Origin of the sequence: Cognatiluteimonas sedimenti, assembly GCF_022808325.1 — a bacterium.
GTDB lineage: Bacteria > Pseudomonadota > Gammaproteobacteria > Xanthomonadales > Xanthomonadaceae > Cognatiluteimonas > Cognatiluteimonas sedimenti.
In genome coordinates this window covers 1-12386 of sequence record NZ_JALGCL010000005.1, presented here as the reverse complement: position 1 = coordinate 12386, position 12386 = coordinate 1, and the positions used below count along the sequence as shown (strand labels likewise).

Here is a 12386-nt window from a genome sequence, read left to right as displayed (position 1 = left end):
GCCCGATGCAACAGCTTGACCGCTACCTGCTGCGCGAATTCGCCCAGGCCACCTTCGCCGCGCTGGTGGTGCTGATGATGGTCAGCCTCGGCGGCCTGTTCGCCAGCGTGCTGGGGCAGATCGCCAGTGGCCGGGTACCGGCGGGGATGATGCTGTCGCACCTGGGGCTGCAGACGATCCGCTACCTGCCGCTGATCCTGCCGCTGGGGCTGATGCTGGGCCTGCTGCTCGCGGTCGGGCGGATGTACCGTGACGCCGAGATGCCGATCCTGGCCTCGATCGGGGTCGGCCCGCGGCGGCTGCTCAAGCCGCTGCTGCTGCTGGTGCTGCCGATGGTGGCGGTGATCGCGCTGGTCTCGCTGTGGCTGGGGCCTTGGGCCAAGGCGACCTCGGCGGCGCTGATCGCCGAAGGCAACCGCAGCCTGCTGATCGCCGGGCTGGAACCGGGGCGCTTCACCGAACTGCCGGGCGGCGGCGGCGTGGTCTACGTCGGCTCGATGTCCAACGATGGCACCCACATGAGCCGGATCTTCGTCTACAAGCAGGCAGGCGACCGGCTCGACGTGACCACCGCCCGCAGCGGCGCGATGAGCATCGATGGCAGCCAGCGCTACCTGCGGCTGGAGGACGGTTTCAGGGTCGAAGGGCCGCGCGAGACCGGGCGCGACTTCCGCCTGATGCGCTACGGCAGCAACGACCTGCTGCTGCCGGACAATGGCCGCAGCCAAGCCGACGGCAAGGATCCGCAGGCGATGTCCACGCCGGCGCTGCTGCGCGATCCGCGGCGCGAAGCCACCGCGCAGCTGCATTACCGGATCGCGCCGCCGTTGCTGGCGCTGGCGTTCGCGCTGCTTGCGGTGCCGCTGGCGCGCAGTTCGCCGAGGCAGGCGCGCTACGGGCGCATCCTGATCGGCTTCCTCGCCTACCTCATCGGCATGAACCTGACCATGCTCGGCACCGACTGGCTGGGCAGCGGCAAGCTGCCGCTGGCGGCGGGGCTGTGGTGGCTGGTGCTGCCGCTGCTGGCACTGGCCGCGTGGATGTACTTCGACGACGGCCGCGTGCGCCGCGCCGGGCCGTGGCGATGAAGCCGTTCCCCAAGATCCACGACCTGTACGTCGGCCGCGTGCTGTTCGGCACGGTGCTGCTGACCTGGGCGGTGCTGGTGGGCCTGGACTGCCTGGTCGGCGGGCTGATGTCGGAGATCGACGACATCGGCACGGGCGGCTACCGTTTTTCCACGGCCCTGGCCTATGTCGCCTACACGGTGCCCAAGCGCGCCTACTTCCTGTTCCCGACCGCGGCGGTGATCGGTTCGTTGATGGGGCTGGGGCAGCTGGCGGCAACATCGGAACTGACCGCGCTGCGTGCGCTCGGCCTCTCGCGGCGGCGCCTGGGCCTGGCAGTGGCGATGAGCCTGGCGGTGCTGACCGCGCTGATGGTGGTCAACGGCGAAACCCTCGCGCCCTGGGGCCAGCGCCGCGCCGACGCGCTCAAGGCCTCGGCCAAGTCGCCGGACATGATCGTGGCCAAGTATTCCGGGTTGTGGGCGCGCGAAGGCAATACCTTCCTCAACGCCGGTGGCGGACAGGAGCGCAGCAAGGACGGCGAGCGCTGGCTTGAGCTGCAGGACGTGCACCTGTACGAGTTCGACGACGACGGACGGCTGGAATCGATCGCGCGCGCCGCCACCGCCGAACACCGTCCCGGCGGCTGGCTGATGCACAACGTCAAGCGCACTTGGTTCGAAGCCAAGTCGGTGACGCAGACCGAGGCGATGGAGGAGCGCTGGGAGTCCAGGCTCGACGACACGGCGCTCGCGGCGAGCGTGGCGCGGCCGTCGGGGCTGACGTCGGCGGCGCTGCGCAGCAGCATCCAGTACCGCCAGCGCAACGGCCTGGATGCCAGCGAATACGAAGAACCGTACTGGGGCCGCTGGTTCTACCCGTTCAACGTGCTGGCGCTGTGCCTGGCCGCGATCCCGTTCGCGTTCGGCACCCTGCGCAGCGGCGGCCTCGGCAAGCGCCTGTTCATCGGCATCGTGTTCGCGCTCGGGTTCTGGATCCTGCAGACGCAGTTCGTACGCATGGCCGGCGTCTTCAAGTTCGATTTCCGCGTCGCCTACCTGGTGCCGCCGGTGCTGATGCTGGGAATCTCGGCGGTGCTGTTCCGTCGGCGCAGCGGGTGAGGCGGCGCGCGTTTGCGGGCGCGTTTGTCGGCGAGCCACCCTGGGTTTTTGGTCCGGGCGCGACAGCGCCGGTCAAGCCGGTGTCTGCAGAACGCAACCGAGTTGTTCGCCCGATTCGGCGCAGGGTTACTTTCTTGTTCTTCTGATCGCGCCGTCGCGACCTGACGGGCCCCGGCGTGATCGCCAGTCCTTCGGCGCGATCTGAGGGGCCCCGGCGTGGCCGCCGGCCCTTCGGGGCGAATGTCCTCCGGCCTGCGGCCTCCTCCTTGATTTCGCCCCGAAGGGCTGGCGGCCACGCCGGGACGTCGGATCGCGGGCCTTAAGAAGAGCGTTGCTCTGCTGTCTCTTGTGAGTCACTCCGCAACTCGCAACGCGGGATGCGGTCGCCTTTGGGTGCGAAATAAAGGAGGAGGCCGCAGGCCGGGGACATTCGCACCCAAAGGCGTCCGCATCCGGCGCACGACGAATGCTCACAGTCCCAAGTCCCGACGAATGCTCACAGTCCCCAGGTCCCGACGAATGCTCACAGTCCCCAGGTCCCGACAAATGCTCGCATTCCCCAGGCCCCGGCGATTGTCCGTACCCGATGCCCGGCGATCCCGCGGACGCAGCGCTTTCCCCTCGATCAGGCGCAGAACCATAAAAAAGGCCCGGCAATGCCGGGCCTTTGGCATCCATGCGCTGCTGCTTCGGAACCTTATTGCGGCGCCCAGCGCAGGGTCAGGCCGAACTCGCGGCCGGGCTGGTTGTAGTAGGCGGCGGTTTCGTAGTTGCGGTCGAAGGCGTTGTGCACGCTGGCCTGCAGCGTCCAGTCGCGGGCGAAGGCGAGTTCCGCGCGCAGGTCCATGGTGGCGTAGCCGCCCACGCGCAGCGCGTTGCCGACGTCGTCGTAACGCGCGCCTTCGGCCATCCAGCTGGCGCCGACGCGCCAGTCGCCGAAGCGCCGGTCCGCATCCAGGCGCGCGGCCTGGCGCGCGCGTCGCGGCAGCAGCTTGCCGTCATTGGCGTTGCTGTGGTTGCGCGGATCCAGCAGGCTGGCCTGCGCCGACAACTCCCAGCCCGCGAGCGTGGTGCCCGCGCTGAGTTCGGCGCCGCGGATGCGGGCACGGTCGATGTTGTTGGCCTGGAACCGCTTGGGGTCGTACACGATCAGGTCGTCGATCGCGGTCTGGAATGCGTTGAACTGCCAGTGCCAGGCATCGCGTCGTCGGGCGACGCCCAGTTCGGCGCTGCGCGAGGTTTCAGGGCGCAGGTTGGGATTGCCGAAGAACGGGTAGTACAGCTCGTTGAAGGTCGGCGCCTTGAACGCGCTGCCGACGCTGGCGGTGACACGCAGGCCGTGGCCGGCGTCCATCCCCCAAGCGAGGCTGCCGGTGCCGTGTCCGCCGAACTGTTCGTTGTCGTCGTGGCGCAGCGCCAGCTGCAGGTCGTGGCGGCCGAAGCGGCCCTGGTATTGCGCGAAACCGGCGCGGTTGCCGCGCGCGGCATCGAAGGTCGCGAACGGCCCGGCGACGTCGGCGCGGTCGCGCGCCCAGTCGGCGCCCAGGGTCAGCTGCTGGCCGGCGGCCAGGGTGAGGTCGCCCTGCAGCGTGGCGCTGTCGCGGGTGCTCTGGAAGCGGTCGCTGAAGGCGTGGCCGAAGTAGTTGTCGGACGCATCGAGGTTGCGCCCGGCCACCAGTTGCAGTGCGAAGCGTTGGCCGGGCGCGTAGCGCAGCTTGCCGCCGACGACCTGTTGCGTGGTGTCGGAATTGTCGGGCAGGCCCCAGGCCGGGTCCGCGTCGTAGGCGTTGTGGCCTTCGCCGCGCAAGGCATGCACGTCGGCGCTCAGCGCATTGCTGAAGCGGATGCCGCCGCGCAGCGAGAGCGCGTTGTTCTCGTAACCGTCGCGGTCCGGGTCGGGATGGTCCATGCCGCAGCCGGCGTAGAGCGGTGCGCCGATGCCGCGGCAGGCATTGATGCCGTCGCTGGACTGGTGCGTGTAGTCGATGCCGAACCAGCCGCGCGCGCCGCCGATGTCGACGCCGGCCCCGGCTTCGCGCAGGCCGTGGCTGCCGGCGCCCAGGCGCAGGCGCGGATGCACGCCGTCGCGCCCGCCGCGGGTGAACACCTGGACCACGCCGCCGATCGCCTCGCTGCCGTACAGGCTCGAACGCGGCCCGCGCACGATCTCGACGCGTTCGATGAGTTCCAGCGGCAGGTCCTGCAGCGACGCCAGCCCCGAGGTCGCCGAGCCGATGCGCACGCCGTCGACCAGGAACAGCGTGTGGTCGGATTCGGTGCCGCGCAGGAACAGCGTGGACACCTTGCCGATCCCGCCCTGGTTGCCGAGGTTGATGCCGGCGCGGCCGCGCAGCAGTTCCTGCAGCGAGCGCGCCTGGCTGCGCTGGATCTGTTCGCGGTCGATCACCTCGACCGCCGCAAGCGACTGGTCGACGGTGGTTGCGGTTCGGGTGGCGGTGACCACGACCTGGTCGAGGTCGGTGGTCGGGTCGTGATCGGCCTGTGCCGATGCCTCGGCTGAAACGCCGAGGGCCAATGCCACGGCCAGCGAAAGCTGTCGCAATTGCAGTTGCATGCAGGAAGTCTCCATCGCGCACACCCGCGCGCGCTGAGTTGGCGGGAGTTGCGTGCGCAGGGGAGAGGCGGAAGCGAGGGCCGGGCAGGCAACGGACGCGCGCGCCGGCATCGCCGCCGCAACGCCCTCCGCGTCGCAACCAGTCTGCTCCGGGGCCGGTCTCCGGACTGGCGAGTGGGGTAAAGGGGTCAGAGTCATTTACGCAGCGGAATTTCCGCTAATGGCGCAAACCGGGCGTAAATGACTCTGACCCCTTTACCACCGGCCGCGGCGCCTTCCCGTGCGCGTCGCACAGTGGCGGATGCCGTGGCCTTGTCTCGCTTACCGTTGCGGGGGCAGTGCCGGACTGGATGCGCGGGCGGAACTTCCGCTGCGTCGTCACCGGCTTCCCGTTTCAACCCGTGGGCAGGACGCCGCCGGGTCACCTCGAAGCGCGTGCAGTCTATGCCAGCACGCAGGCACGCGCAAAACGTTTCAGTTCTGCGCGTGATCCGGCTCGTCGTTGTCCGCGTGTGCCGGGACCGGATCCTCGTGCGCCATCATCGTCAACGTCACCGGGCCGGCGGCCGGGCGCCCGCGCGGCGGTGGCAGCAGCGCGATCGCGGCTTCGGCGGCGGCGACCAGTTCGCTGCGTCGCGCATCCGGCACGTCCTGCCAGTGGCAGTCGAGCAGCGCGCCTTCCAGCGCGTACAGCAGGTTGAGGCTGGGTTTGAAGCCGGCGCGCTTTACCCGCATGAAGGCGTCGACGGTGCCGGCCGCGGCCAGCTCCTCGCGCGAACGCAGTCCCACCTGGCGCAGCCATGCCGCGGATTTCGGGCCGATGTTGCGCAATTTGGGTTCGGTCATGCCAGGGTATCCAGGAACGCCCGGGCAATCGCCTCGAGGCCTCGCTGGTCTTCAACGTCGAAACGCCCCGGTTCCGGACTATCCAGGTCGAGCACCCCGACCAGGGCGCCGTCATCGGTATGCAGCGGCACCACCAGTTCCGAGCGCGACGCCGAATCGCAGGCGATATGGCCCGGGAAAGCGGACACATCGTCGACCCGCTGCGTCTGGCGCGTGCTCGCCGCGGCCCCGCACACGCCCTTGTCCAGCGGGATGCGGATGCAGGCCGGCAGGCCCTGGAACGGGCCGACCACCAGCTCGGTGCCGTCGAACAGGTAGAAGCCGCACCAGTTGAGGCCGGGCAGCGCGTGCCACAGCAGCGCCGACAGGTTGGCGGCATTTGCGATCCGGTCGCGTTCGCCGTGCATCAGCGCGCGCGCCTGGGCCAGCAGTTGCGCGTATTGCTCCGGCTTGCTGCCGGACAGGGCGATGGCATGGAAGGTCATCGGCCGATTGTAGCCCCGCCACTGCGGCGCAGCGGCGACGCCGCGGCGGGATTACCATTCCCCCATGGCCACTGCCCCCGTCCCGCAGTCGGGCACCGGCAAGGAACGCGGTCGCGAAGTCACGCGCATCGAGGCATTCGTCGATGCCGCCTTCGCGTTCGCCGTTACCCTGCTGGTGATCTCGTTCAATACCGTGCCCGACAGTGCCCAGGCGCTGGTCGAAGCGCTCAAGGGCGTACCGGCGTTCGCCGCCAGCTTCGCGCTGCTGGCGATGCTGTGGTGGTCGCATGCGGACTGGAGCCGGCGCTATGGCCTGGACGATGGCCGCAGCGTGTTGCTGAGCCTGCTGTTGGTGTTCCTGGTACTGGTGTACGTGTACCCGTTGCGGATCATCTTCACTTCCTTTTTCGGCGCGATCAGCGGCGGCTGGCTGCCTGCCGGCATTGCCATCCACGGCGGCCGCGACCTGCAGTTGCTGTTCCTGGCCTACGCCATCGCCTGGACCACGCTGGGTTTCGTCATGGTGGCGCTGTACCGGCACGCCTGGCGGCAACGCGACGCGCTCGGCCTCAGTCGCGAGGAGCGGCTGCACCTGCGTGGCGCGATCGCCGGGCAATGGATGATCCCGGCCACCGGCGCGCTGTCGATGCTGGTGATTGCGGTCACCGAGTTGCTCGACAAGCCGTTCCTGGCGGGGATGTCCGGCTTTGCCTACGGCCTGATGGCGTTGACCGGCCTGGCCGTGACCCGCGCGCGGCGCCGTGCGGAAGCCGAAGCGGAGGCATGAGTGCCCATCCGTTCCCGCGCGGCGTGTTCGTCACCGGCACCGACACCGGTGTCGGCAAGACCCTGGCCAGTTGCACGCTGTTGCATGCGCTGCGCGCGCGCGGTTTGCGCGCAGTGGGCATGAAACCCCTGGCCAGCGGCAGCGACGCCACGCCCGAGGGCCTGCGCAACGAGGATGCGCTGGCCTTGCAGGCGGCCAGCGCGCCGCGACCAGCCTACGACGACGTCAATCCCTACGCGTTGCCGTTGCCGCTGGCGCCGGAACTGGCGGCGCGCGGTGCCGGGGTCACGGTCGCGCTGGCGCCGTTGCTGGCCGCGCATGCGCGATTGGCGGCGCAGGCCGACGTGGTCGTCGTCGAAGGAGTGGGCGGCTGGATGGCGCCGCTGGCCACCGACCTGATGCAGGCCGACCTGGCGCGGGCGTTGGACCTGCCGGTGGTGCTGGTGGTCGGCCTGCGCCTGGGCTGCCTCAACCACGCCTACCTGAGCGCGCGCGCGATCCAGGCCGACGGCTGCCGGCTGGCCGGCTGGATCGGCACCGGCATCGACCCGGCGATGGACCGGATCGACGAAAACCGCGCACTGCTGTCGGCGCGGCTGGCGGCGCCCTGCCTGGGCTGGCTGCCGTGGCAGGCGGCCCCCGACCCGGCCGCGCTGGTGCCCGCACTGGCGCCGGGATTGCGTCTGCTTGCGTGAGCGGTGCACGGCGCGCGCGCCGGCGCAACACGACTTCCGGCACGTTTGCCGGAATCGGCCAATGCTAGACTGCGGAGTTCAGGAATCCCTCGCTCGAGGTATGCGCATGCGTCGTCCCCTGGTAGTGCTCGCCCTGTCGGCCACGCTGTTCGCGGCCGCCGGCTGTTCCAAGGATCAGGCCGCCGCGGGTGGCCCCCCGGGCGGGGCGATGCCGCCGCCGGAAGTCGGCGTGGTGGTGATGCACCCGGCCACGGTGCCGATCGGCAAGGACCTGGTCGGGCGCCTGTCGGCGTTCCGCAGCGCCGACGTCCGCGCCCGCGTGCCGGGCGTGCTGCAGCGCCGCCTGTACGAGGAAGGCAGCGACGTACGCAAGGGCCAGGTGCTGTTCCGGATCGACCCGGCGCCCTTGCAGGCCGCCGCGGCGCAGGCCCGCGGCGCGCTGGCGCAGGCCCAGGCCAGCGCCGCCAATGCGCGCGCCTTCGCCGAACGCGCGCGCGGGCTGATCGACGGCAAATTCATTTCCCGCTCCGACTACGACAACGCCATCGCCGCCGAGCGCAGCAGCCTCGCCGCGGTGCAGGCCGCGCGCGCCGCGGTGCAGGCGGCCGACATCAACCTCGGCTACGCCACCGTGCGCGCGCCGATCAGCGGCCGCGCCGGCAAGCAGCAGGTGACCGAGGGCGCGCTGGTCGGGCAGGGCGAGCCGACCCTGCTGACCACGGTCGACCAGCTCGATCCGATGTACATCGATTTCTCCATGAGCGTGGGCGAACTGGCGCAGGTGCGCGCGCTGGGCGCGGCGCGCGCGGACGCGAACGTGCAGGTGCTGCTGCCCGACGGCACGCCTTACCCGCATCCCGGCACGCTGGATTTCTCCGGCGACGTGGTCGATCCGGCCACCGGCGCGGTGTCGCTGCGCGCGCGCGTCGACAACCCCGACGGCGTGCTGCTGCCCGGCACCTTCGTGACCCTGAAGGCGGTGCTGGGCGAGGAGCGCGATGCGTTCCTGGTGCCGCAGGCCGCGGTCCAGCGCGACGCCAAGAGCGCCTACGTGCTGGTGGTCGGCAAGGACGGCAAGGTCGCGCGCAAGGACATCGCCACGGAGCGCGCACAGGGTGCCGACTGGGTGCTGCACGAAGGGGTTGCAGAGGGCGACCAGGTCATCGTTTCCGGCTTGCAGCGCGCGATCCCGGGGCAGCCGGCCAAGGCCGCGCCGATGCCGGCGCCCGGGCAGGCACCGCCGCAGGCCGCCGCCGCGCCCGTCCCGGCCCAGGGCTGAGCGGCCATGTCGCGCTTCTTCATCAACCACCCGGTGTTCGCGTGGGTGATCGCGATCCTGATCGTGCTCAGCGGCCTGCTGGCGATCCGCAGCCTGGGCGTGGAGTCGTATCCCAACATCGCGCCGCCGCAGGTGACGGTCAGCGCCAGTTATCCGGGCGCCAGCGCCGAGACCACCGAAGGCGCGGTTACCCAGGTGATCGAGCAGCAGCTCACCGGCATCGACAACCTGGAGTACTTCAGCTCCTCGTCCAGCGCCAGCGGCGGCGCCTCGATCACCCTGACCTTCCGTCCCGGCACCGATCCGGACATTGCCCAGGTGCAGGTGCAGAACAAGGTCGCGCTGGCGACCCCGCGCCTGCCCAGCGAAGTCACCCAGCAGGGCGTGGTGGTGGCCAAGGCCAACTCCGGCTTCCTGATGGTGGTGGCGCTGCGCTCGGACAACCCGGCCTACGACAAGAACGCGCTGTCGGACCTGATCGCCGCGCGCGTGCTCGACCAGGTCGCGCGCCTGCCCGGCGTCGGCAACACCCAGCTGTTCGGCGGCGAGTACGCCATGAACATCTGGCTCAATCCCGACAAGCTGCGCGCATTCGGGCTGTCGGCCAGCGACGCGCTCAATGCCGTGCGCGGGCAGAACGTGCAGTTCGCGGCCGGCAAGGTCGGATCCGAACCGTCGCCGGCGGGCACCGCGTTCACCGCGACGGTGACCGCGGAAGGCCGCTTCAACACGGCCGAACAATTCGGCAACATCATCCTGCGCGCCAATCCGGACGGCAGCGCGGTGCGCCTGAAGGACGTGGCGCGGGTGGAGAAGGGCGCGTCGGCGTACGGTTTCGACCTGCGCTGGAGCGGCGCCCCCGCGGCCGGCTTCGCGGTGCAGCTGGCGCCAGGCGCCAACGCACTCGGCGTGGCCGAAGCGGTGCGCGGGCGCATGCAGGAACTGCAGTCGACCTTCCCGCAGGGCGTGACCTGGTTCGCGCCCTACGACAGCTCCACTTTCGTGCAGGTCTCGATCGTCGAGGTGCTGAAGACGCTGGCCGAGGCCTTCGTGCTGGTGTTCCTGGTGATCCTGCTGTTCCTGCAGAACTTCCGCGCGACGCTGATCCCGACGCTGGTGATCCCGATCGCGCTGCTGGGCACGTTCCTGGGCCTGTGGCTGTTCGATTTCACCATCAACCAGCTGACGCTGTTCGGCGTGGTGCTGGCGATCGGTATCGTGGTCGACGACGCGATCGTGGTGATCGAGAACGTCGAACGGATCATGACCGAGGAGAAGCTGTCGCCGAAGGACGCGACGATCAAGGCGATGAAGCAGATCAGCGGCGCGGTGGTCGCGATCACGGTGGTGCTGGCGGCGGTGTTCGTGCCCAGCGCGTTCCAGGGCGGCAGCGCCGGCGAGATCTACAAGCAGTTCGCGATCACGATCGCGCTGGCGATGGCGTTCTCGGCGTTCCTCGCGCTCGGCTTCACCCCGGCGCTGTGCGCGACGCTGCTCAGGCCGACCGAAGACCACCACCGCGAGAACGCCATCTTCCGCGGCTTCAACCGCATCTACGGCAAGGTCAGCGGCAATTACGGGCGCCACATCGCGCACGCGGTCACGCACGCGCCGCGTTGGATGATCGCGTTCGCGCTGCTGGCGGTGCTGGGCGGATTCCTGTTCACGCGCCTGCCCGGCAGCTTCCTGCCCGAGGAAGACCAGGGCTACGCGCTGGCGATCGTGCAGCTGCCGCCCGGCGCCACGCTGGAGCGCACCAAGACGGTGTTCGAACAGGTGCGCGGCACGCTGGAGAAGCAGGACGGTTACGAAGGCATGATGCAGGTCGCCGGCTTCAGCTTCGTCGGCCAGGGCGAGAACGTGGGCATGGCCTTCGTCAAGCTCAAGCCCTGGGAGGAGCGCAAGGTCACGGCCACCGAGTTCATCCAGAACGCGAACATGGCGCTGTACGGGATCCGCGACGCGCAGATCTTCGTGATCAACCTGCCCACGGTGAACGGCCTGGGCGCGTTCGGCGGCTTCGACATGTACCTGCAGGATCGCGGCGGCAAGGGCCGCGAGGCGTTGGACCAGGCGCTCGGGCAGCTGCTCGGCAAGGCGTCGCAGAACCCGGCGCTGACCGCGGTGCGCCCGAACACGCTGGCCGACGCGCCGCAGCTCAAGCTCGAGGTCGACCGCACCCAGGCGCAGGCGATGGGCTTGTCGGTGGGCGACATCTACCGCGCGATCCAGTTGATGCTGGCGCCGGTGTACGTCAACGACTTCGTCGATGCCGGCCGCGTCAAGCGCGTGACCATGCAGGCCGACACCGGCTTCCGCAACGGCCCGGAATCGCTGGCGCATTTCTACACGCCCAGCCCGACAGCGGTCGATGCGCGCACCGGTACGTCGCAGATGGTGCCGTTGTCGAATCTGGTGGACGCGCGCTGGATGGTCGCGCCGCCGTCGCTGACCCGCTACAACGGTTACGCGGCGGTGGAAGTGGTCGGTTCGCAGGCGCCGGGGCACAGCTCGGGCGAGGCGATGGACGCGATGCAGCAGATCGTCGAGGACGACCTGCCGGAAGGCTTCGGCTACGACTGGACCGGGCAGTCGTTCCAGGAAATCCTCTCCGGCAACCAGGCGCCGGCGCTGATGGCGCTGTCGATCCTGGTGGTGTTCCTGTGCCTGGCCGCGTTGTACGAAAGCTGGTCGGTGCCGGTCTCGGTGCTGCTGGTGGTGCCGCTGGGCGTGCTCGGCGCGGTGGTGTTCACCATGCTGCGCGGCCTGCCCAACGACATCTTCTTCAAGATCGGCCTGATCACGGTGATCGGCCTGGCGGCGAAGAACGCGATCCTGATCATCGAGTTCGCGCTGGCCGAGCGCGCGCACGGCAGGACGCTGCGCGAGGGCGTGATCGAGGCGGCCAAGCTGCGCTTCCGGCCGATCCTGATGACCTCGCTGGCCTTCATCCTCGGCGTCACCCCGCTGGCGATTTCCTCGGGCGCCGGCGCCAATGCGCGCCACGCGATCGGCACCGGCGTGATCGGCGGCATGCTGTTCGCGACCTTCCTGGGGCTGCTGCTGATCCCGGTGTTCTACGTGGTGGTGCGGCGCATGCTCGGCGACAAGCTCGACGTCGCGCCGGCCGTTGAAGAGCCTGGGCAACCGGCGGGCTAGGCATCGCGGCCGTTGAATTCCCCGGCGCTCGAAGGCGCGCCGGGGAAGGCCGCAGGCGCGAGCCGCTCGATTGCGCGAGGGAACGATTGCCGGGGACGACTCGTACCGGGTTGTCCATGCGATCGCTGCGATTTGACGGGCCCCGGTGCAACCGCCGGCCCTTCGCCGCGACCTGATGGGCCACGCCGGCACGTCGGATCGCAGGCTTGCAGAAGAGCGTAGCTCTGCTTTGTCTTGTGAGTCACTCCGCAACTCGCAGCGCGGGATGCGGACGCCTTTGGGTGCGAAATCAAGGAGGAGGCCGCAGGCCGGGGGACATTCGCACCCAAAGGCGTCCGCATCCGGCGCCCGACGGATATCCGCATCCGGCGC

At 69.7% G+C, this 12386-nt stretch carries 9 protein-coding genes and 1 riboswitch; of the genes, 6 read left to right on the top strand and 3 right to left on the bottom strand.

Annotated elements, in window-relative coordinates; all coding sequences use genetic code 11:
* Positions 1–5 precede the first annotated feature (5 nt).
* Entirely contained in the window at positions 6–1088 is a 1083-nt protein-coding gene (gene lptF, locus MQC88_RS11960; RefSeq protein ID WP_243322383.1) for an LPS export ABC transporter permease LptF, read from the top strand.
* A complete protein-coding gene (gene lptG / locus MQC88_RS11955) occupies positions 1085–2188 on the top strand; it encodes an LPS export ABC transporter permease LptG (protein WP_243322382.1) in 1104 nt (367 codons plus the stop codon). The genes lptF and lptG overlap by 4 nt, the downstream gene beginning before the upstream one ends.
* A 697-nt stretch (positions 2189–2885) precedes the next feature.
* Here lptG and btuB read toward each other — a convergent pair.
* The 3 genes from btuB to MQC88_RS11940 all read right to left on the bottom strand — a co-directional run bounded on the left by btuB (position 2886) and on the right by MQC88_RS11940 (position 6094).
* Complete coding sequence (btuB, locus tag MQC88_RS11950; RefSeq protein WP_243322380.1) at positions 2886–4763, bottom strand: TonB-dependent vitamin B12 receptor; 1878 nt, start codon at positions 4761–4763, stop codon at positions 2886–2888.
* A 136-nt stretch (positions 4764–4899) separates the two neighbouring features.
* A riboswitch (cobalamin riboswitch) is annotated at positions 4900–5207 on the bottom strand.
* Positions 5208–5237: 30 nt separating this feature from the next.
* Positions 5238–5609 carry a TfoX/Sxy family protein gene (locus MQC88_RS11945; protein ID WP_315857104.1) on the bottom strand — a complete coding sequence of 124 codons (372 nt, stop codon included), beginning with the start codon at positions 5607–5609 and terminating at the stop codon, positions 5238–5240.
* Positions 5606–6094, bottom strand: coding sequence for a GAF domain-containing protein (locus MQC88_RS11940; RefSeq protein ID WP_243322378.1), 489 nt, complete (start codon positions 6092–6094; stop codon positions 5606–5608). The genes MQC88_RS11945 and MQC88_RS11940 overlap by 4 nt, the downstream gene beginning before the upstream one ends.
* A 64-nt stretch (positions 6095–6158) precedes the next feature.
* Between MQC88_RS11940 and MQC88_RS11935 the strand changes: the two genes are divergently transcribed.
* From MQC88_RS11935 to MQC88_RS11920, 4 genes are all read left to right on the top strand, one after another.
* Positions 6159–6881, top strand: coding sequence for a TMEM175 family protein (locus tag MQC88_RS11935; protein WP_243322377.1), 723 nt, complete (start codon positions 6159–6161; stop codon positions 6879–6881).
* Positions 6878–7576 (top strand): dethiobiotin synthase, encoded by a 699-nt coding sequence (gene bioD / locus MQC88_RS11930; protein ID WP_243322374.1) that lies wholly within the window; start codon positions 6878–6880, stop codon positions 7574–7576. Before MQC88_RS11935 ends, bioD begins: the two co-directional genes overlap by 4 nt.
* Positions 7577–7682: 106 nt before the next feature.
* Positions 7683–8855 carry an efflux RND transporter periplasmic adaptor subunit gene (locus tag MQC88_RS11925; RefSeq protein ID WP_243322371.1) on the top strand — a complete coding sequence of 391 codons (1173 nt, stop codon included), beginning with the start codon at positions 7683–7685 and terminating at the stop codon, positions 8853–8855.
* A gap of 6 nt (positions 8856–8861) precedes the next feature.
* Complete coding sequence (locus MQC88_RS11920; protein ID WP_243322369.1) at positions 8862–12014, top strand: multidrug efflux RND transporter permease subunit; 3153 nt, start codon at positions 8862–8864, stop codon at positions 12012–12014.
* The last annotated feature ends 372 nt before the right edge of the window (positions 12015–12386 follow it).

Excerpts from the sequence above, each read along its gene's own strand:
- bioD (WP_243322374.1), top strand. The coding sequence starts at position 6,878 with ATGAGTGCCCATCCGTTCCCGCGCGGCGTGTTCGTCACCGGCACCGAC.
- lptG (WP_243322382.1), top strand. The coding sequence starts at position 1,085 with ATGAAGCCGTTCCCCAAGATCCACGACCTGTACGTCGGCCGCGTGCTG.
- MQC88_RS11945 (WP_315857104.1), bottom strand. The coding sequence starts at position 5,609 with ATGACCGAACCCAAATTGCGCAACATCGGCCCGAAATCCGCGGCATGG.
- MQC88_RS11935 (WP_243322377.1), top strand. The coding sequence starts at position 6,159 with ATGGCCACTGCCCCCGTCCCGCAGTCGGGCACCGGCAAGGAACGCGGT.
- lptF (WP_243322383.1), top strand. The coding sequence starts at position 6 with ATGCAACAGCTTGACCGCTACCTGCTGCGCGAATTCGCCCAGGCCACC.
- btuB (WP_243322380.1), bottom strand. The coding sequence starts at position 4,763 with ATGCAACTGCAATTGCGACAGCTTTCGCTGGCCGTGGCATTGGCCCTC.
- MQC88_RS11920 (WP_243322369.1), top strand. The coding sequence starts at position 8,862 with ATGTCGCGCTTCTTCATCAACCACCCGGTGTTCGCGTGGGTGATCGCG.
- MQC88_RS11925 (WP_243322371.1), top strand. The coding sequence starts at position 7,683 with ATGCGTCGTCCCCTGGTAGTGCTCGCCCTGTCGGCCACGCTGTTCGCG.
- MQC88_RS11940 (WP_243322378.1), bottom strand. The coding sequence starts at position 6,094 with ATGACCTTCCATGCCATCGCCCTGTCCGGCAGCAAGCCGGAGCAATAC.